Source organism: Allobosea sp. GW821-FHT03A12, from assembly GCF_058986765.1.
Genome location: NZ_JBYSVZ010000010.1, coordinates 1 through 18,385 on the forward strand (window position 1 = coordinate 1; position 18,385 = coordinate 18,385).

The window sequence follows — 18,385 nt, forward strand, 5'->3', positions numbered from 1 at the left end:
CCCGAAAGCAGGTCGAAGCTGCCCCGCGCCTCGGCCGCCGTCGCCGAGATCAGCGTGTCATAGATCGGATTGCCGACCCCCAGCCGCTCGGCCGCGATCGCGATGAAGCCCTGGTTGCGGGTGGCGGCGATGTAAGTGCCGGACGTGCTCGTGCTGCTCGTATCAGTTCCGCCGCCGGACATGCCGCCACCGTTATCGGGACCGAAGGAGGTGTCGTTGCGGGTCATCGTCAGCGTGACATTGCTTGCATCATAGCCAAGCGAGGGCGTCAGGAAGGCGAGGTTCGAGGTCACCGTCGAGAACCGGCCGCTGACCCCGGCCGTGGCGGTCAGGATCGTGTAGCTCGTCGCCGCCGCGTAATTGCCGTTCTCCGCCAGGACCTGCACGGTCCCACCCGAGATCGCCGCGCTACCCGAGGCGATGATCCTGTCGCTCTGGCCGGCGGCGTTGACCTCGACCTGATAGGTCGAGCCTGAGGCGAAGGCGACGTTGCCCGAGACTTTCAGGGTTCCGATCGAATTGCCCGGCGCGACCGTGGCACCGCTCGCGACCGAGAGCGTTCCGACCGTGCCGGAGCCGCCGAGCGCGCCGCCACTCAGCGTCACCGCGCCGGTGATCGAGCCGTTCACCACGAGCTTGCCGCCCGAAACCGTGGTGCCGCCGGTGTAGGTGTTCGTGCCCGTCAGAGTCAGAGTGCCCGTGCCGGTCTTGTCGAGCGCGCCATTGCCGCTGATCGTACCGTAGAATGTCGTCGAGGCGTTGCTGCTGCCGGCCTTCAGTGTTGTGCCATTGCCGATCTGGATCGTGCCCGCGCCGGCGATCGATGCAGCGCTCACCGGGCCGAGCCCATCGCTGACCTGCAGCGTCGCGCCCGATGCGACCTTGTAGTCCGAGGCGGCCGACATCGCTGGCGCAGCGTCGATCAGGAGCGCGCCGGCCTCGACCGTGGTTGCGCCAGAATAGGTGTTGTTGCCGGTCAGGGTCAGTGTGCCGGCGCCGGCTTTGGTCAGGCCACCGGTGCCGGTGATGGCGCCATTGAAGCTGATCGAATTGCTGCGGTTGAAGACGAGCCGGCCATTATTGACGATGTCACCGACGATCGAGCCGGTCGTGCCACCGTCGCCAATCTGGAGCGTTCCGCCCGATATCGTCGTCCCGCCGGTATAGGTGTTGCTTTCAGTGAGCGTCACCGTGCCGGCGCTGGTCTTGCGCAAACCGCCAGCACCGCTGATCGCATTGGCGATGGTGACGTCGATGCCAACAGCCTGGTCGAGCGTCAGCGTGCCCGAGACCAGCTGGATGCCACCGAACAGATTGGCGGTCCCGGTTCGCGCGATGGTCAGCTTGCTGTCGCCAGACAGCGAGAGGGCATAGGCGCGGCTACCGTCGCCGTTCAGGCCGCCCGCGATCCCGCCGCCATCCAGGACGATGGTGACGTTGTTGCCGGCGATGCCCGCGCCACCGGCACCGCTGGCGCCGGGTATGGAACCGGAACCACCGACACCGCCATTGCCGCCAGTGACGCCATCATAGACGATGATCACAGCGCCGTTGGTCGCGGACACGCCGGCACCGCCAGCGCCACCGGCGCCGCCGCGGCTATGAATGCTGCTGCCGCTCGTGCCGCCTGCGCCGCCATTGCCACCAATGACGTTCTGATAGAGCTCGACCGTCGAGGCGCCTGTCACGAGCAGGCCATGCCCGCCGGCGCCGCCAGCGCCGCCGACGCCGCCGAAGCCGGTGATATTGCCGCCCTTTCCGCCATGCCCGCCGCGAAGGTCCGCGCTGGTCTCTAGTCTCGTCGTGGCATCACCGATTACTGCCCCGCCATGGCCGCCGCTGCCGCCACCACCCGCGCCGCTATCGCCGTCGCCGCCATTGCCGCCGTTTCCACCCGTCGCCGCAGAGGAGAGCGTGCCGAGCCCACCCGTATCGGCCATGACGGCGCCCCAGCCGCCAGCGCCGCCGCCGCCCCCGCCGCCGAACATGCCTTCACCGCCGTTGCCCCCTTTGCCGCCGGTCGTGGCGACAGTGGGAGCCGTAGTGTCGACATAGCCGTGGGCGCCGCCGCCCGCGCCGCCCGCGCCTGCCCCGGGAAAGCTACTGCTTCCGCCATCGCTGCCGGCGGCACCTGGGCTTGCTCCACCCGTGCCGCCTGAGGCGACAGGGCTGGCCCCACCGACGCCGCCGGTCTGACCGGCGCCGCCGCCGCCGCCGCCGCCGGGACTGCCACTAATGCCAGGGCCGCCGGGGGCAGTCGCTTGGTCGTTGCCGCCGGGGCCGCCGCCAACACCGCCGGTACCACCTTCAGCCATCACGGCGCTTGTCATGCCGAGCAGCCCGATACCGGCAAAGATAAGGGTCAGGCCGATAAGAGCGGTCGACGCCTTGAGCGATCTGCAGTGTTTCGGCAACGGCGCGGCGCGGACCGGGCGAGCACAGGTCGGCAGCGCTGCGGCATCCAACAGGCGCGACATGCGCTGCTGCCGAACGCGCACAGCCATCGGAACGAAGACGAACGTCACGGGAATCCCCAGCCCAGCTCTATCCGCAGGCTAGGCGGCTTCGCGCGTAAGGCAATGAACGGCCGTTCACATCCAACCAAATCGATGGAGTGTGGCGAATCCGCTGCTCTGCCGGTGCGTTACGCCTTGATCTTCACATAGCTTCCCGGCGCGTCCTCCAGCGCGGGCAGGGGCCCCTCGCCGGGAATGCGCGGCTTGACGCGCTTGGGCGCCTGCTTCTCCACCCAGGCGAACCAGTGCGGCCACCAGGAGCCTGGATGCTCCTGCGTCGTCTTCATCCAATCCTCGAAGGCGCCTTCGGGCTTCGGCCCGGTCCAGTACTGGTACTTTACCTTGGTCGGCGGGTTGACCACGCCGGCGATGTGGCCGGAGCCGGCCATGACGTAGTCGACCGGGCCGCCGAAGGTCTGCGAGCCCAGGAAGACCGACACGGCCGGGGCGATATGGTCCTCGCGGGTCGCCAGATTATAGATCGGGATCGTCACCTTCTTCAGGTCGAGCAGCTTGCCGCCGAGGCGCATCTCGCCCTTGCTCAGCTTGTTCTCGAGATAGCAGTTGCGCAGGTAGAAGGAGTGGTTCGCCGCCGGCATCCGGGTCGAATCCGAATTCCAGTAGAGCAGGTCGAACGGGGTCGGCGCCTTGCCCTTCAGGTAGTTGTTGACGGCATAGGACCAGATCAGGTCGTTCGGCCTGAGCATGTTGAAGGCGCCGGACATGCGCGAGCCGTCGAGATAGCCGCGCTCGGCCATTTGTTCCTCGACGGCGCGGATCTGCTCCTCGTCGACGAAGACCGAGAGCTCGCCGGCATGGCTGAAGTCGACCTGCGTGGTGAAGAAGGTCGCGCTGGCGATGCGCTTGTCCCTGGTCGCCGCCATATAGGCCAGCGTCACGCCGAGCAGCGTGCCGCCGACGCAGTAGCCGATCGAGGACACCTGCTTCTCGCCGGTCACCTGCTCGATCGCCTCCAGCGCGGCGAAGATGCCCTCGCGCATATAGCTCTCGAAATCCTTGAGTGCGTGGCGGTGGTCGGGGTTGACCCAGGAGATGCAGAAGACCGTCAGCCCCTGGGAAACGCACCAGCGGATGAAGCTCTTCTCGGCGTTGAGGTCGAGAATGTAGAACTTGTTGATCCAGGGCGGCACGATCAGCAGCGGCCGCTTCAGCACCGTTTCGGTCGCGGGCGCGTACTGGATCAGCTCGATGATGTCGTTGCGGTAGATGACCTTGCCGGGCGTCGTTGCGATATTGACGCCGATCTGGAAGGCGCCGGCATCCGATTGCCGGATCTTGAGCTCGCCGCCGCCGGCCTCGACGTCCTCGGCCAGCATCTTCATGCCGCGCACCAGGTTCTCGCCGTTCTGCGCCATGGTCTCGCGCAGCAGCTCGGGATTGGTCGCGACGAAGTTGGACGGGGAGAGGGCTCCGGCGATCTGCTTGACGTAGAAGCGGGCCTTGTCACGCGTATGCGGGTCGAGCTCGTCCGCCTGCTCGACCATGCCTTCGGCCCAGCGTGTCGTCAGCAGATAGGCCTGTTTGACGAAGTCGAAGACCGGATGACTGTTCCATTCCGGATCGGCGAAGCGGGCGTCGCGCTTCTCGGGCGCGATTACCGGCTCGACCTGCTCGCCGCCGAGGCGCTTCAGCGTCGAGCTCCACAAGGAGAGGAAATCGCTGGTGATCGCGCCCTGGGCTTCGATGATCTTCTGGGGATCGCTGACCCAGCGCTCGGCGACGCGACCGAGCACCTTGACCATCTCGCTGGCTTCGTCGGCCTGGCCGGTCTTGGCCTCGCCCCGTTCGATCGGCTTCAGATAGGCGGCCGTCACCTTGCCGGCCTGCTCGACCAGCTTGCCCATGTTCTGCGCCATCGCCTCGAAATCGGGCACCGCCGGAAGCTCGCCGAACGGCGTTTCCGCAGGCTTTGGCCCGGTCTTGCCCTTCTCGTCAGCTGGCGGACACATGATGGCGCTCCCCTTGATAGCCTTACGCAGGAGTTGCACTCCCCATTTTGGACCCATTAAGGACCTAACCAGTATGAGTGACAAAGAAATTCTGCGGAACCGGGGCGATGATTGGTAAGCGGACTGAAATCTCGCTCGAGGCGGTCGGACTCGTCCTGCTCGTCGGGGTGGCGCTCGGAGGTTGCGAAGCTGCCCGCGGCGTCGCGGAGTTCACCGATCTCGCCACCAAACCTGGCGATCCCAAGCCATTCGTGACCGAGACCCGGCCGCAGGATCCGAAATATATTCCGATCGGCACCACCGTCTCGCGCGAGGCCAAGCGCAAGACTGTCGATGAGTTCAAGGCGCTCGAAGCGGATCTCGACGCCAAGCGAATCTCGAACGAGGCGGCGGGCACGCAGGCACAGCAGCTCGGCAAGGTCCTGCCGCCGCCGGCGCCGCCGCCGATGCCAAAGGAATGAGGACGGGCGAGAGCGGGCCGCGCTTGCCTTGCCTCGCCCTGACCAGTCCAATGGCAGCTCCTCGGTGGAACGCCAGCGATGATCCTGATCGGCCAGTATGATTCGCCCTTCGTGCGCCGCGTCGGTATTGCGCTGACGCTCTACGAGCTGCCCTTCGAGCATCGGCCCTGGTCGGTCTTCGGCGACGGCGACAGGATCGCGCCGCTCAATCCGCTGGTTCGCGTCCCGACGCTGGAGCTCGACGACGGGCTCGTGCTGGTCGAGAGCCATGCCATCATCGACTATCTCGACGGCCTCGTCTCTCCAGAGCTTGCCCTGTTCCCGCGCGCCGAGCCGGAGCGCCACCGGGCCTTGCGCGTCGCGGCGCTGGCGATGGGGCTCGCCGAAAAGGCGGTGAGCCTGTTCTATGAGTTGAGGCTGCACGATCGCATCTCCGAAACCTGGGCCGGGCGCTGCCGCAGCCAGATATCAGGCGCTCTCGCCGCACTGGAGCGGGAGCGGGCCGAGCGCATCGGCGACTGGTGGTTCGGCGAGCGGATCAGCCATGCCGACATCGCGCTCGCCTGCGCGTTGCGCTTCGCCAGCGATGCGCATCCCGATCTCGTTATCCTTGGCGACTATCCGGCGCTGGAAGCTCATTCCGCGCGCTGCGAGGCGCTCGACGTGTTCCGGACGATCAGCCAGCCCTTCATTCCGCCGGCCTGAAGCGTTGCGCCAGGGAGGCATGCGTTGCGTTTCGATGAATCTTGCGTTTTTTGTCCTGTCAGGGCGAAAGCTGCGGTGGTAAGGCATCGCAACGCAAGAATGTGATTTGCTTCGCTCCAGCGTGGCGATCCGCAAGGACCTGTTCTCGATATGACCGATTTCCACCGCATCAAGCGCCTGCCGCCCTACGTTTTCGAACAGGTCAACAAGATCAAGGCAGCCGAGCGCGCCAAGGGCGTCGACATCATCGATCTCGGCATGGGCAATCCCGATCTGCCGGCGCCCAAGCACGTCATCGAGAAGCTGGTCGAGACTGCCGGCAAGCCGCGCACCGACCGCTACTCCGCCTCGAAGGGCATCGCCGGACTGCGCCGCGCCCAGGCGCATTACTATCAGCGCCGCTTCGGCGTGACGCTCAACCCCGACACGCAGGTCGTTGCCACGCTCGGCTCGAAGGAAGGCTTCGCCAACATGGCGCAGGCCATCACCGGCCCCGGCGACGTCGTGCTGGTGCCCAATCCGAGCTATCCGATCCACGCCTTCGGCTTCCTGATGGCGGGCGGGGTGATCCGCTCGGTCCCGGCCGAGCCGACGCCGGCCTTCTTCCCGGCGGTGGAGCGAGCGATGGCGCATTCGGTGCCGAAGCCGATCGCGCTCGTCACCTGCTATCCGGCGAACCCGACCGCCTACACCGCCTCGCTCGACTTTTATCGCGACCTCGTCGCCTTCGCGAAGCGGCACGATCTGATCCTGCTGTCGGATCTTGCCTATGCCGAGGTCTATTTCGACGAGAACGACCCGCCGCCGTCGATGCTGCAGGTGCCGGGCGCGATGGACGTCGCCGTCGAGTTCACCTCGATGTCGAAGACCTTCTCCATGGCCGGCTGGCGCATGGGCTTCGCCGTCGGCAACGAGAAGCTCCTGGCGGCGCTGGCGCGGGTGAAGTCCTATCTCGACTATGGTGCCTATACGCCGATCCAGGTCGCCGCCGCGGCGGCGTTGAACGGCCCCGACGACTGCATCCGCGAGATGCGCGAGGTCTATCGCAAGCGCCGCGACGCGCTGGTCGAGAGCTTCACCAAGGCCGGCTGGGAGTTCCCGGCGCCCCAGGCTTCGATGTTCGCCTGGGTGCCGATTCCCGAGAAGTTCCGCCATCTCGGCTCGCTTGAGTTCTCCAAGCTGCTGATCGAGAAGGCCGAGGTCGCGGTCGCGCCGGGCATCGGCTTCGGCGAGCATGGCGACGACTATGTCCGCATCGCCATCGTCGAGAACGAGCAGCGCATCCGCCAGGCGGCGCGCAATATCGGCCGCTTCCTGAAGAGCGCCGACCAGACCCTGCACAACGTCATCCAGATGCCGAAGGCGGGGTAGGGCGGGAGGCCGTTCGACAACCATCACGCTGTTCCAGCTCGTCATGCTCGCCCTTGTGGCGAGCATCCACGTCTTGAACGCTGCGTTCGATCAGTGAAGCGAAGAGGTGGATGGTCGGGACAAGCCCGACCATGACGAAGAGGGCGCCGCTCAGACGCGTGGGGAGCCGCCTTGGAAAGACGGCTGTCACTGTTGCGCGCCGGCACTGGACCGGGCCGTCGAAACATGGGAACCCAAGGCCGGGGTGGATAGCTAGGACGAAGTGCGCGCCATGGTCTCGAAGGGTCGGTTGATCGGGATCGTGTTCGGCCTGTTCGCGCTGGTCTGCCTGTTCGCCACCTATGATTTCTCGCGCGGCCGCACCACCGACACCGACTCGCCCCTGATCGCCGAGGTGCTGACCGCTTCGCGCGCCAAGGAATGCGGCCGCGACGCCACCGAGATCGCGGCGAAGTACTTCCCGACCGGCATGGGCCGGGCCGAGGCTGAGCAATTGCTGGCGCAGACCGTGATCAAGGCGCCGAAGCCCTGGTTCTGGAAGCCGATCGACGAGAATTCGACCCAGGCGGACGGCGACAGCGTCGAGGCGCTGCGCACCATCAAGATCACCGCCTTCGGCAACCAGCTGCTGCGGATCTATCTCGGCTTCGAGGCCGGCAAGGTCCACAAGCTCGCCGCCGAGGTCGTTTGCCGCTTCGAGTGAGCCATGGGGCGATCGGAAGAGCTGCAATCGACTGAACGCGAACGCAGCTACATCCGCGTGCTTTGGCACCATGAGAAGCAGAATGAGCCGGTTGAGCTGTGGAGCGAACTCGACGCAGACCGCTTCGAGACGCGCAAGCTCGAATATTTTCGTGACGGTCGGGTCGGCCTCGCCGACGAGTTGTGCGAAGTCAACGGCACTGCGCTCGGCGTGATCGCGGTGCCCACACTTAGTGAGATTGCGGCCGATCCGCAATTTGAGCCCTACACGATAACCCAGCCCGAGTTCGATCTGCGTTGGCGGGAGGCCCAAGCCATCACTTCTCGATGACGCAGAAGCTGTTTCCGTCGGGATCTTCCAGCACGATGTAGTCGGCGCCCTCAGGATAGCGCCACTCGGCCCGCCTCGCGCCTATCCGCAGCAGGCGCTCGACCTCGGCTTCGCGATCGCTGGCATAGAGGTCGAGATGGTGGCGCTGGTGGTTCTCCGCCTCCGACGAGACCTGCGTGATCGCGAGCTGCACGCCGGGACCTTGCCGCGGCACCAGGATCGCCCAGTCGGGCGAGGGCGGTCGCAGCGGCTCGTATGAGAGTGCCTCCGTCCAGAAGCCGATGGCGCGCGGCACGTCGCGCACCCCCCCGACGATCGATCCGACCTTCAACATCGCGATATCTCCGCATTGCCTACTCAATCCGGCGTTCCGGGATAGGTTCCCGATACCCCTTCGCCGTTGACTCCCCGCGCGCCTCATGCGACCCCGCCGCTCATGACCATGCACGCTGCTCCCTCCGAGATCAGGCCCCTGCGCGTCGGCATTGCCGGCCTGGGAACAGTCGGCGCTGCGGTCGCCGGCATTCTGAAGCGCCAGGAGAACGCGCTCGCCGCCCGCTGCGGCCGGCCGATCCGCGTGACGGCGGTCTCGGCCCGTGACCGCAATCGCGATCGCGGCATCGACATCTCCGGCTTCGCCTGGTTCGACGATCCCGTCGCGCTCGCCGCGTCCCCCGAGATCGATTGCCTGGTCGAGCTGATCGGCGGCTCGGATGGCCCGGCCAAGAAGGCGGTCGAGACCGCGCTGTCCGCCGGCAAGCATGTCGTCACCGCCAACAAGGCGCTGCTCGCGGCCCATGGCGTCGCGCTCGCCGAACTGGCCGAGGCCAATGGCGCCGCGCTCGCCTTCGAGGCCTCCTCGGCCGGCGGCATCCCGGTGGTGAAGACGCTGCGCGAGGCACTCTCGGGCAACAATGTCAGCCGGCTCTATGGCATCCTCAACGGCACCTGCAATTACATCCTCTCGCGCATGGAGCTCGAGGGCTTGACCTTCGAGGCCTGCCTGAAGGACGCCCAGCGCCTCGGCTATGCCGAGGCCGACCCGACCTTCGATGTCGAGGGCTTCGACACCGCCCACAAGCTTGCCATCCTGACCAGCCTCGCCTTCGGTACGAAGATCGACGCCGAAGCGATTCATGTCGAAGGCATTTCCTCGATCACGCCGCTCGACCTGAAGATGGCCGACGAGCTTGGTTACCGGATCAAGCTGCTCGGCGTCGCCGAGCGCACCAAGACCGGCATCGAGCAGCGCGTGCACCCGACCATGGTGCCGAAATCCTCCGCGATCGCGCAGGTGATGGGCGTCACCAATGCGGTGACCATCGACGCCGATGCGGTCCGCGAGATCACTTTGGTCGGCCCCGGCGCCGGCGGCGGCCCGACCGCCTCCGCCGTGATCGCCGACATCGCTGACGTCGCCCGTGGCACCGCCGGCCAGCCCTTCGGCATGCCGGTCGCCCGGCTGGAGCAGCCGACGCGCGCGCCGATGCAGCGCCATGAGGGCGGCTACTATATCCGCCTCGCCGTCGCCGACCGTCCCGGCGCTGCGGCTGCGATCGCGACCCGGATGGCCGAGGCCGATATCTCGCTGGAGAGCATCGTCCAGCGCCGCTCCGAGATCGCCGCCCAGCAGGATCCTGGCGGGCGCTCCGGCGCTCCGGTCCCGGTCGTTCTGATCACCTATGCCACCAGCGAGCACGCGATCCGCGACGCGCTGGAGAAGGTGAGCGCTGACGGCCACATCGCGGAAGCGCCACAAGTCATCCGTATCGAGCGGGAATGATGGTGAAAGGCGGGATCGCTCACCGTTTCGCCATATCCTCGCCAACCCGGTCGCTATTTACCTCCGCCATCCGCTCATCGCGCTAGGGAGTCCCCATGTCCGTCGATCTCCGCATCTCGCCCGACCAGATCATCGAGCGCTACCTCTCGATGGAACTGGTACGCGTCACCGAGCGCGCCGCCGTCGCCGCCGCCCGCCTGCGCGGCCATGGCGACGAGAAGGCGGCCGACCAGGCCGCGGTCGATGCGATGCGGCGCGAGCTCAACCGCCTGCCGATCGACGGCGAGATCGTCATCGGCGAGGGCGAGCGCGACGAGGCGCCGATGCTCTTCATCGGCGAGAAGGTCGGCAACAAGCAGGGCCCCAAGGTCCACATCGCCGTCGACCCGCTCGAGGGCACGACGCTTTGCGCCAAGGACATGCCGGGCTCGATCGCGGTTATGGCGATGGCCGGCGCCGGCCAGCTGCTCTACGCCCCCGACGTCTACATGAACAAGATCGCGATCGGCCCCGGCTATCCGCAGGGGATCGTCGATCTCGACGCCTCGGCTGCCGACAACATCAACGCGCTGGCCCGGGCCAAGGGCGTCAAGCCGCATGAGATCAACACGCTGATCATGGATCGGCCGCGCCACGAGAAGCTGATCGCCGAGGTCCGCAAGACCGGCGCCTCGATCCGCCTGATCACCGATGGCGACGTCGCCGGCGTGATCTTCTGCACCGAGCCGGAGAAGACCGGCATCGACCTCTATCTCGGCATCGGCGGTGCGCCTGAGGGCGTACTTGCCGCGGCGGCGCTACGCTGCGTCGGCGGCCAGATGCAGGGCCGCCTGATCCTCGACACCGAGGAGAAGCGGGCTCGCGCCTTGACCATGGGCGTCAAGGACCCGAACAAGAAGTACGACATGGCCGAGATGGCCTCGGGCGACGTCATCGTCTGCGCCACCGGCGTCACCGATGGCGGCATGCTCTCGGGCGTGCGCTTCGGGCCTGAGGTGATCGAGACCGAGACGATCGTCTACCGCTCGATCACCGGCACGGTCCGTCGCATCTATGGCGAGCACCGCGAGCTCTCGAAGTTCAAGCTCGACTGATCCTAGACCAGCCCGCAGACGGCGCGCTCAGCGCGCCGTCATCACTGCGCGGGTGAAACCGGGTTCGACGATGGTCAGGCTGCCGTCCGGCAGGCCGAGGATGCGGTCCATCGCGATGCCCTGGAGCTGGAAGCGCTGATCCAGCGCCACGATCGCAGCGTCCTCCTCGGCTGTTCCCATCGCCTCGATGGTACGCGCGACGGCGTCGTGCGTGCTGGCGTTGAGGTGCAGGAGGATTTCCGCCGCGGCCTCCGGATCGGGCACGGTGAAGGCGCCCTCGGCCTTGCCCTGGGCGATGATCCTCGTCAGCACCGGCCGCATCACCGCGATCGAGGCGGCGTTGATCCGGTGATAGAGCACGAGGTTCTCCGGCCGGAAGACCACGTCGAAAGCAGCCCGGAATTTCGGTGCATCCGCCAGCTTCATGCTGCGTGAGCGCGCCATGAAGCCGTTCAGCCGCTCCAGGGCAGTGAGCGCGGGATCGTCCAGGATATCGCGGACGCGCGCGACGGCATCCTGCGCCAGCCGGGCAGTGATCCCCTCCAGCAGATCCTCCTTGGCAGTGAAGTGGTGGTAGAAGCCGCCCTTCGAGATGCCGATCCTGGCGATCACGTCATTGACCGTCGTTCGCTCATAGCCGCGCTCGAAAAATAGCGCCTGGGCGCCGTCGAGGATCTCGTTCCTGCGATCATCCGCGGACTTCACGATACGGGGCATACGGCTCGCTCTTGTTTGACGACCGACCGTCGGTCTGTATAATGACCGACGGTCGGTCTTTCGTAATTGTGCGCGCAAGACGCTGCCGGTGCAACGTTCCCGGATCGTGGTGATCGCGAAGAGGGAAGGGCCGGTGCTACGCCTCCTGCGGAGGGTGCCGTGAAGTTCGCTCGCAGCTTTCTCGCCGTCGCGGCCATCGCCGCTGCTGGCGGCGGCTATTGGTTCCTGACGAAGCCGACGGCGGTCGCCACCGTCGCGCCCAAGCGCGGTGACGCCGCCGAGATTGTCTACGCCACCGGAACGGTCGAGCCGCGCAACTGGGCCAAGGTCACGGCGCTGGTGCGCGAGCGCATCGTCGAGCGCTGCGATTGCGAAGGCCAGCGCGTCGAGCAGGGGCATGTCCTCGCCCGGCTGGACAGCGTCCAGGCCGAGGCGACCTTGGCCGAGCTCAAGGCCCGCCAGAAGCTCGCCACCGCCGAGCATGACCGGCTCGCCGTGCTGGTCGAGCGCAATGTGGGGAGCCAGCAGGCGCTCGACCGCGCCCGCAGCGAGATGGGGCAGGCCTCGGCGCTGATCGCCGGCCAGACCGCGCGCCTGGAGAACTATCTGCTGCGCGCCCCGATGCGTGGCACCGTGCTGCGCCGCGACGGCGAGGTCGGCGAGATCGCCGAGCCCGGCACCGTGCTGTTCTGGATCGGCGAGGCCAGGCCGTTGCGCGTCGTCGCCGAGGTCAATGAGGAGGACATTCCCCAGGTCAAGGCAGGCCAGCGCGCCTTGATCCGGGCCGATGCGTTTCCGGGGAAGACGTTGGAAGCGACGGTCGACAGCATCACGCCCAAGGGCGATCCCGTCGCCAAGACCTATCGCGTCTATCTTGCTCTGCCTGACGACACGCCATTGCTGATCGGCATGACTGTCGAGCTCAACATCATCGCGCGGGTGTCGAAGGACGCGCTGCTGCTGCCGGTCGCCGCCGTGCAGGGCAATGCGGTCTTCGTCGTCGAGGGCGACCGCGCGCGCCGCCACGAGCTGTCGATCGGCACTCGCGGCACCGGCGATGTCGAGGTGCTCTCGGGATTGCCGGAGCAGGCCCGCGTCATCTCGCCCTTTCCGGACAAGCTTGCGGATGGCGCCCGCGTCGCCGCGCAGGGCGGCTGAACCATGCGGCTGATCCTGGCCCTGGCGCTGACGCATATCCGCGGCCGCGGCCGGCAGACCCTGGTCGCGATCATCGGCGTCGCGCTCGGCGTCGGCTTCTCGATAGCCATGGCGTCGCTGATGCAGGGCGGCGAGGACGATTTCGTCGCGAGGCTGGTCGACACCATGCCGCATGTCGACATCACCGATGAATACCGCAACGCCCGCCGCCAGCCGGCGCAGGACGCCTTTGCCGCGGTCCACATCGCCGGCCTGCGGCCGAAGGACGACCGGCGCGGCATTCTCAACCCGACCGAGGCAGTCGCTATGCTCAAGGCCTGGGTGCCGGGGCGGCTGGCGCTCAGTCTGAAGACGCAAGGGGTGGTGCGCTATTCCGGTCGCGATGTCGGCATCGCCATCATCGGCATCGAGCCGCAGGGCGAGATGAAGGTCTCCTCGCTCGCCAAGGATTTCCGCCAGGGCAGCTTCACCTCGCTGATCGCCGGAGGCAACAACATCGTCGTCGGCGACAAGCTGGCGCAGCGCCTCGGCGCCGAGCTCGGCACGACCGTGACGGTCGTCTCCTCGACCGGCCAGAGCCGCGCCTTCAAGATCGTCGGCCTCTTCCACACCGGCACTACCGCCCGCGACGAGGGCGAGGGCTATGTCCTGCTCAAGAACGCCCAGATCCTCAGTGAGCGCCCGAATGCGATCAACGAGATCAGGTTGAAGCTCGACAATCCCAATGCCGCGCCGCAGGTGGCGCGCCGGGCCGAGGCGCAGCTCGGCTACAAGGCGATGGCCTGGCAGGAGGCGAACGAGTCGCTGCTGCAGGCGCTCGTGATCCGCAATGTCATCATGTACACGGTCGTCGGCGCGATCCTGCTGGTGGCCGGCTTCGGCATCTTCAACATCATCTCGACCATCACTCATGAGAAGGCGCGCGACATCGCCATCCTGAAGTCGCTGGGTTTCACCGAGACCGATATGCGCCGTCTCTTCCTGCTCGAAGGAGTGGCGCTCGGCGCCGGCGGCTCGCTGATCGGCTGGGCGGTCGGCTTCTTGCTCTGCTTCGCGCTCTCGCTGGTCCGCTTCGAATTGTCGGGCGCCAGCGTCGCCCAGGAGATCACGCGCCTGCCGCTGGCCTGGAGCATCTGGCACTATCTGATCGCCGCCGGCTTCGCGCTGGTCTCGGCCGGCGTCGCCGGCTACCTGCCGGCAAGGCAGGCGGCGCGGCTCAACCCGGTCGACATCATCCGGGGCGCGACATGAGCCCGCTGATCGAGACCAAGGGGCTGACCCGCGTGCTGCCCGCCGCCGTGCCGGCGACGCTGGTCAAGGACATCACGCTGGTGATCGGGGCGGGCGAGTTCGTCGCGATCACCGGCCCGTCCGGCTCGGGCAAGTCCTCGCTGCTCTATCTGCTCGGGCTGCTCGACAAGCCGACCGGCGGCACGCTCGCCATCGAGGGCAGGGATACGGCTGGGCTCAGTGAGCGCGAACGCGCTGGAATCAGGCTGGCGACGCTCGGCTTCGTCTTTCAGTTCCACTTCCTTCTGCCGGAATTCACGGTGCGCGAGAATGTCGAGATCCCGATGCGCCGCCTCGGCAAGCTCGGTGCGGCCGCCATGCGCGAGCGCTCGACTGAGCTGCTGAGCGCGCTCGGCCTCGTCGACCATCTCGACAAGCGGCCGGACCAGCTCTCGGGCGGCCAACGTCAGCGCGTCGCCGTCGCCCGCTCCCTCGCCAATGATCCGCCGCTGATCCTCGCCGACGAGCCGACCGGCAGCCTCGACAGCAGGAATTCCGAGCAGGTCTTTTTGATTCTCGATGCGCTGGTGCGCGAGCGCGGCAAGACGGTGATCGCCGTGACGCACGATACCGAGATGGCGGCGAAAGCGAGCCGGCGCATCCATCTGGTCGACGGCCGGCTAGCGGAAAGCTGAGGCGTTCAGTCTTCCGCGTCCGGCTCCGGTTCGGCCTTCCGCCTGAACCCGGTCGCCAGCACGTAGAGCTCGGAGGAATCGGCGCGGCTCGCCGCTGGCTTGATGTTGCGCACCAGCGTGAAGTCGCGCTTGAGCTGCGCCAGCAGCCCGGCCGACTCGCCGCCCTGGAAGAGCTTGGCCAGGAAGAAGCCGCCCGGCGCCAGCACGTCGTTGGCGAACTCGACCGCCGCCTCGGCGAGGCCGATGATCCGAAGGTGGTCGGTCTTCTTGTGGCCGGTGGTGTTGGCGGCCATGTCGGACATGACGCCGTCAGCCTTGCCGCCGAGCTTCTCCATCAGCAGGGCAGGGGCTTCCTCGGCCATGAAGTCGAGCTGGATCAATTCGACATGCGGAATCGGGTCGACCGGGAGCAGGTCGATGCCGATGATCTTGCCCTTGCCCTTGTCGAGCCCGACCTTGGCGCCCGCGACCTGGCACCAGCCGCCCGGCGCGCAGCCGAGATCGACCAGCTTCTGGCCGGCTTTAAGGAACTTGTAGCGCTCATCCATTTCGGCGAGCTTGAACGCCGCGCGCGAGCGATAGCCCATCTCGCGCGCCCGCTTCACATAGGGGTCGTTGAGTTGGCGTTCGAGCCAGAGCTGCGAGGAATGGCTGCGCTTGGCGGGCTTCTTGACCTTGATGCGCAGGTCGCGCGCGCCGCCGCCGCTGCCGGATTTCGTTGTCGTCATTGCCTTCGGCGCCACCAGGCGCGGTCCTCATGCATCATCCTGAGCAGGATGCCCTCGCGCAGGCCGCGATCGGCGATGCGCACCTTCGGGCTCGGGAAAGCGCGCCGGATCGCCTCGAAGATAGCGCAGCCGGCGAGCACCAGATCGGCCCGCTCGCGGCCGATGCAGGCATTGGCCTGGCGCTGGGCATAGTCCATCGCGACGAGCTCGTCGATGACGCTGCAGATGTCGCCATCCTGCATCCACAGCCCGTCGACCTGGCGCCGATCGTAGCGCGGCAGCCGCAGATGAATGCCGGCCACCGTGGTGACGGTGCCGGAGGTGCCGAGCAGATGGAAATTGGGCGCGTTCCGGGCCGCCGCCGCCTTCGCCGCGAAGGGCGCCAGCGCCTCGCTGCAATCGGTGACCATGCGCTCGAACTTTTCGCGCCCGACCTCGACGCCGCCATAGCGCTCGGCCACCGAGACGACACCGATCGGCAGCGAGGCCCATTCGCGGATGCGCTGGGCCGGATCGCGCCCGGCCTCGCGCCCGCCGAGCCAGACGATCTCGGTCGAGCCGCCGCCGATGTCGAAGACGATGACGGCCCCGGCCTCGGGCGCCGCCAGCGCGGCGCAGCCGGTGACGGCAAGCGAGGCTTCAGTACGCTGATCGACGATCTCGAGGTTCAGCCTGGCTTCCTCGCCGACGCGGCGGACGAACTCGACGCCATTGGTCGCCGCGCGGCAGGCCTCGGTGGTGATCAGGCGGGCGCGGGTGACGCCGCGATGGTCCATCTTGCTCTTGCAGACCTTGAGCGCCTCGACGGCGCGGTCCATCGCATCGTCGCAGAGCCGGCCGCTGGCGGTGAGGCCTTCGCCCAGCCGCACGATCCGCGAGAAGGCGTCGACGACGCGGAAGCCGTGCTGCGCCGGCCGGGCGATCAGCAGGCGGCAATTATTGGTGCCAAGATCGAGCGCGGCATAGGTGGTGGGGTGAGGGCGCTGGGACGGGGCCGGAGCGAACCGAACAGCGTCCGGCGGCGCGGGCCGCTCGCCCGGTAGGGGGACCGCCGCCACGAGGGGGCGGTCGGAATCCTGGCGGTCTTCGACCGTCACTTGCTAACCCTTCGCCGGTCAGGACCGTCATGGTGGCCTGCCGGAGTCCAGCATGACGCTGGAACGTTTCCATTCGATGGCCAGCGTAACAACAGCACGCATCCCCTGCCAAGCGGAACCTGTGGCGAAACTGCGGCGCGGCTTCCGCTTGCCTGCGCCCGGCCTTCGCGGCAAAGCTCGGCGCCGGCCGGCCTTCTTGAACCCGGCGGCGACCAATCGGGAGAAACGGTATGGCGGCGCGGCGCATGATTCTGGCGATCGACCAGGGCACGACGTCCTCCCGCGCCATTCTGTTCGACGAGAATCTGCAGCCGGTCGCCAGCGCCCAGCAGGAGTTCCCGCAGCACTATCCTGCCTCCGGCTGGGTCGAGCATGAGGCGGAGGACCTCTGGGAGAGCACGCTCTCGGTCTGCCGCCAGGCGCTCGCTCGCGCTGAGGCGCGGGCAGGGGAGGTTGCGGCGATCGGCATTACCAATCAGCGCGAGACCACGCTGGTCTGGGACCGCAAGACCGGTCAGGCGATCCACCGCGCCATCGTCTGGCAGGACAGGCGCACCGCCGAGCGCTGCGCGGCATTGGAAGCGGATGGCCATGGCAAGCTCGTCGCCGAGCGCACCGGCCTGCGCATCGACCCCTATTTCTCCGGCACCAAGATCGCCTGGATCCTCGACCATGTCCCCGGCGCCCGCGAGCGGGCGCGGCGCGGCGAACTCGCCTTCGGTACCGTCGACTGCTTCCTGCTCTGGCGTCTGACCGGCGGTCGCGTCCACGCCACCGACGCGACCAATGCCTCGCGCACCATGCTGTTCGATATCCATAAAGGGCAGTGGGACGAGGAACTGCTGGCGCTGCTCGACATTCCCTCAGCGATGCTGCCGCAGGTGCGCGACTGCGCCGCGCATTTCGGCGACAGCGAGCCCGGCCTGCTCGGCGGGCCGATCGCGATTCGCGGTATCGCCGGCGACCAGCAGGCGGCGACCGTCGGCCAGGCCTGCTTCGAGCCGGGCATGCTGAAATCGACCTATGGCACCGGCTGCTTCGCCTTGCTCAACACCGGCACCAAGGCGGTCACTTCGCAGAATCGCCTGCTCTCGACCATCGCCTACCAGCTCAAGGGCGTGCGTCACTACGCGCTGGAGGGCTCGATCTTCATCGCCGGCGCCGCGGTGCAATGGCTGCGCGACGGGCTCGGTATCATCGAGAAGGCCTCCGACAGCGGCCCGCTCGCGGCCAATGCCGATCCTGGCCAGCAAGTCTACCTGGTGCCGGCCTTTACCGGCCTTGGCGCGCCGCATTGGGACGCCAATGCCCGCGGCGCCATGTTCGGCCTGACCCGCAACACCGGCCCGCGCGAATTCGCCCGCGCCGCGCTCGATTCGGTCTGCTTCCAGACGCTCGATTTGCTTGAAGCGATGCGTTCCGACTGGCCGGAGGCGGACGGCGCCGAAACGGTGCTGCGCGTCGATGGCGGCATGGTCGCCTCCGACTGGACCATGCAGCGGCTCGCCGACATCCTCGCCGCCCCGGTCGACCGGCCGCAGGTGCTGGAGACGACGGCGCTCGGCGCTGCCTATCTCGCCGGCCTCGATGCCGGCCTGCTGCCCGAACCGACGCAGTTCGCCGACCGCTGGCGGCTGGAGCGGCGGTTCTCGCCGGGCCTCGCCGAGGAGACCCGCCGCAACCATGTTGCCGGCTGGCGCGACTCGGTCAGGCGCACGCTGAGTGGTGGCTGACGCGTTTTTGGCGGCTGGTGCGGGCGTTCTACGAGGTCGATGTGCCCTCCGGAGTGTCATGCAAGGCGTCGTGAACGGCTCGCATGTCGAAATC

The 18,385-nt window shown here is 67.4% G+C and carries 17 protein-coding genes; 11 read left to right on the forward strand and 6 right to left on the reverse strand.

Features of this window, described 5'->3' with window-relative positions:
• Nucleotides 1-2,477 (reverse strand): autotransporter-associated beta strand repeat-containing protein (locus tag AC3WLC_RS29500; protein ID WP_493687461.1); only part of this gene is annotated, 2,477 nt, incomplete at its 3' end.
• 167 nt (nt 2,478-2,644) lie between these two features.
• Nucleotides 2,645-4,393, reverse strand: coding sequence for a PHA/PHB synthase family protein (locus AC3WLC_RS29505; protein WP_493687557.1), 1,749 nt, complete (start codon nt 4,391-4,393; stop codon nt 2,645-2,647).
• Nucleotides 4,394-4,593: 200 nt separating this feature from the next.
• Between AC3WLC_RS29505 and AC3WLC_RS29510 the strand changes: the two genes are divergently transcribed.
• The 5 genes from AC3WLC_RS29510 to AC3WLC_RS29530 all read left to right on the forward strand — a co-directional run bounded on the left by AC3WLC_RS29510 (nt 4,594) and on the right by AC3WLC_RS29530 (nt 8,056).
• On the forward strand, nt 4,594-4,947 hold the full coding sequence (locus AC3WLC_RS29510; RefSeq protein ID WP_493687462.1) for a hypothetical protein: 354 nt from the start codon (nt 4,594-4,596) through the stop codon (nt 4,945-4,947).
• A gap of 78 nt (nt 4,948-5,025) precedes the next feature.
• Nucleotides 5,026-5,652 carry a glutathione S-transferase family protein gene (locus tag AC3WLC_RS29515; protein ID WP_493687463.1) on the forward strand — a complete coding sequence of 209 codons (627 nt, stop codon included), beginning with the start codon at nt 5,026-5,028 and terminating at the stop codon, nt 5,650-5,652.
• Between the two features lie 150 nt (nt 5,653-5,802).
• Entirely contained in the window at nt 5,803-7,023 is a 1,221-nt protein-coding gene (locus AC3WLC_RS29520) for an LL-diaminopimelate aminotransferase (RefSeq protein ID WP_493687464.1), read from the forward strand.
• Between the two features lie 271 nt (nt 7,024-7,294).
• On the forward strand, nt 7,295-7,726 hold the full coding sequence (locus tag AC3WLC_RS29525; protein ID WP_493687465.1) for a hypothetical protein: 432 nt from the start codon (nt 7,295-7,297) through the stop codon (nt 7,724-7,726).
• A 3-nt stretch (nt 7,727-7,729) separates the two neighbouring features.
• Nucleotides 7,730-8,056 (forward strand): DUF6881 domain-containing protein, encoded by a 327-nt coding sequence (locus AC3WLC_RS29530; protein ID WP_493687466.1) that lies wholly within the window; start codon nt 7,730-7,732, stop codon nt 8,054-8,056.
• Here the strand turns inward: AC3WLC_RS29530 and AC3WLC_RS29535 are convergent.
• The gene (locus AC3WLC_RS29535) at nt 8,043-8,390 is read right to left on the reverse strand and encodes a VOC family protein (protein ID WP_493687467.1); all 348 of its coding nucleotides are present in this window, start codon (nt 8,388-8,390) and stop codon (nt 8,043-8,045) included. The genes AC3WLC_RS29530 and AC3WLC_RS29535 overlap by 14 nt on opposite strands.
• Before the next feature lie 108 nt (nt 8,391-8,498).
• Between AC3WLC_RS29535 and AC3WLC_RS29540 the strand changes: the two genes are divergently transcribed.
• Complete coding sequence (locus AC3WLC_RS29540; RefSeq protein ID WP_493687558.1) at nt 8,499-9,839, forward strand: homoserine dehydrogenase; 1,341 nt, start codon at nt 8,499-8,501, stop codon at nt 9,837-9,839.
• A gap of 95 nt (nt 9,840-9,934) precedes the next feature.
• Nucleotides 9,935-10,933 (forward strand): class II fructose-bisphosphatase, encoded by a 999-nt coding sequence (gene glpX / locus AC3WLC_RS29545; RefSeq protein ID WP_493687468.1) that lies wholly within the window; start codon nt 9,935-9,937, stop codon nt 10,931-10,933.
• A 27-nt stretch (nt 10,934-10,960) separates the two neighbouring features.
• Here glpX and AC3WLC_RS29550 read toward each other — a convergent pair whose 3' ends face one another.
• Entirely contained in the window at nt 10,961-11,650 is a 690-nt protein-coding gene (locus AC3WLC_RS29550) for a TetR/AcrR family transcriptional regulator (protein ID WP_493687469.1), read from the reverse strand.
• A gap of 159 nt (nt 11,651-11,809) precedes the next feature.
• Here AC3WLC_RS29550 and AC3WLC_RS29555 point away from each other — a divergent pair, with 159 nt between their 5' ends.
• From AC3WLC_RS29555 to AC3WLC_RS29565, 3 genes are read left to right on the forward strand one after another with little or no spacing between them, the layout of a single operon-like run.
• Nucleotides 11,810-12,808 (forward strand): efflux RND transporter periplasmic adaptor subunit, encoded by a 999-nt coding sequence (locus AC3WLC_RS29555; RefSeq protein ID WP_493687470.1) that lies wholly within the window; start codon nt 11,810-11,812, stop codon nt 12,806-12,808.
• 3 nt (nt 12,809-12,811) lie between these two features.
• A complete protein-coding gene (locus AC3WLC_RS29560; RefSeq protein ID WP_493687471.1) occupies nt 12,812-14,059 on the forward strand; it encodes an ABC transporter permease in 1,248 nt (415 codons plus the stop codon).
• Nucleotides 14,056-14,733, forward strand: coding sequence for an ABC transporter ATP-binding protein (locus tag AC3WLC_RS29565; RefSeq protein ID WP_493687472.1), 678 nt, complete (start codon nt 14,056-14,058; stop codon nt 14,731-14,733). The genes AC3WLC_RS29560 and AC3WLC_RS29565 overlap by 4 nt, the downstream gene beginning before the upstream one ends.
• 5 nt (nt 14,734-14,738) lie before the next feature.
• On the opposite strand, the gene AC3WLC_RS29570 is transcribed toward AC3WLC_RS29565, so the two are convergent.
• Both AC3WLC_RS29570 and AC3WLC_RS29575 read right to left on the reverse strand, forming a co-directional pair.
• Nucleotides 14,739-15,461 carry an RlmE family RNA methyltransferase gene (locus tag AC3WLC_RS29570; RefSeq protein ID WP_493687473.1) on the reverse strand — a complete coding sequence of 241 codons (723 nt, stop codon included), beginning with the start codon at nt 15,459-15,461 and terminating at the stop codon, nt 14,739-14,741.
• Entirely contained in the window at nt 15,458-16,558 is a 1,101-nt protein-coding gene (locus AC3WLC_RS29575) for a Ppx/GppA phosphatase family protein (protein ID WP_493687474.1), read from the reverse strand. Before AC3WLC_RS29575 ends, AC3WLC_RS29570 begins: the two co-directional genes overlap by 4 nt.
• A gap of 230 nt (nt 16,559-16,788) precedes the next feature.
• Between AC3WLC_RS29575 and glpK the strand changes: the two genes are divergently transcribed.
• Nucleotides 16,789-18,291, forward strand: a complete 1,503-nt coding sequence (glpK, locus tag AC3WLC_RS29580) for a glycerol kinase GlpK (RefSeq protein ID WP_493687475.1) — start codon at nt 16,789-16,791, stop codon at nt 18,289-18,291.
• Nucleotides 18,292-18,385: the final 94 nt, after the last annotated feature.

Bases quoted from the DNA above. Each gene is read 5' to 3' on its own strand.
- AC3WLC_RS29510 (WP_493687462.1), top strand. From the start codon at position 4,594: ATGATTGGTAAGCGGACTGAAATCTCGCTCGAGGCGGTCGGACTCGTC.
- AC3WLC_RS29525 (WP_493687465.1), top strand. From the start codon at position 7,295: ATGGTCTCGAAGGGTCGGTTGATCGGGATCGTGTTCGGCCTGTTCGCG.
- AC3WLC_RS29535 (WP_493687467.1), bottom strand. From the start codon at position 8,390: ATGTTGAAGGTCGGATCGATCGTCGGGGGGGTGCGCGACGTGCCGCGC.
- AC3WLC_RS29560 (WP_493687471.1), top strand. From the start codon at position 12,812: ATGCGGCTGATCCTGGCCCTGGCGCTGACGCATATCCGCGGCCGCGGC.
- AC3WLC_RS29565 (WP_493687472.1), top strand. From the start codon at position 14,056: ATGAGCCCGCTGATCGAGACCAAGGGGCTGACCCGCGTGCTGCCCGCC.
- AC3WLC_RS29515 (WP_493687463.1), top strand. From the start codon at position 5,026: ATGATCCTGATCGGCCAGTATGATTCGCCCTTCGTGCGCCGCGTCGGT.
- glpX (WP_493687468.1), top strand. From the start codon at position 9,935: ATGTCCGTCGATCTCCGCATCTCGCCCGACCAGATCATCGAGCGCTAC.
- glpK (WP_493687475.1), top strand. From the start codon at position 16,789: ATGGCGGCGCGGCGCATGATTCTGGCGATCGACCAGGGCACGACGTCC.
- AC3WLC_RS29570 (WP_493687473.1), bottom strand. From the start codon at position 15,461: ATGACGACAACGAAATCCGGCAGCGGCGGCGGCGCGCGCGACCTGCGC.
- AC3WLC_RS29505 (WP_493687557.1), bottom strand. From the start codon at position 4,393: ATGGCGCAGAACATGGGCAAGCTGGTCGAGCAGGCCGGCAAGGTGACG.
- AC3WLC_RS29530 (WP_493687466.1), top strand. From the start codon at position 7,730: ATGGGGCGATCGGAAGAGCTGCAATCGACTGAACGCGAACGCAGCTAC.
- AC3WLC_RS29540 (WP_493687558.1), top strand. From the start codon at position 8,499: ATGCACGCTGCTCCCTCCGAGATCAGGCCCCTGCGCGTCGGCATTGCC.
- AC3WLC_RS29520 (WP_493687464.1), top strand. From the start codon at position 5,803: ATGACCGATTTCCACCGCATCAAGCGCCTGCCGCCCTACGTTTTCGAA.
- AC3WLC_RS29550 (WP_493687469.1), bottom strand. From the start codon at position 11,650: ATGCCCCGTATCGTGAAGTCCGCGGATGATCGCAGGAACGAGATCCTC.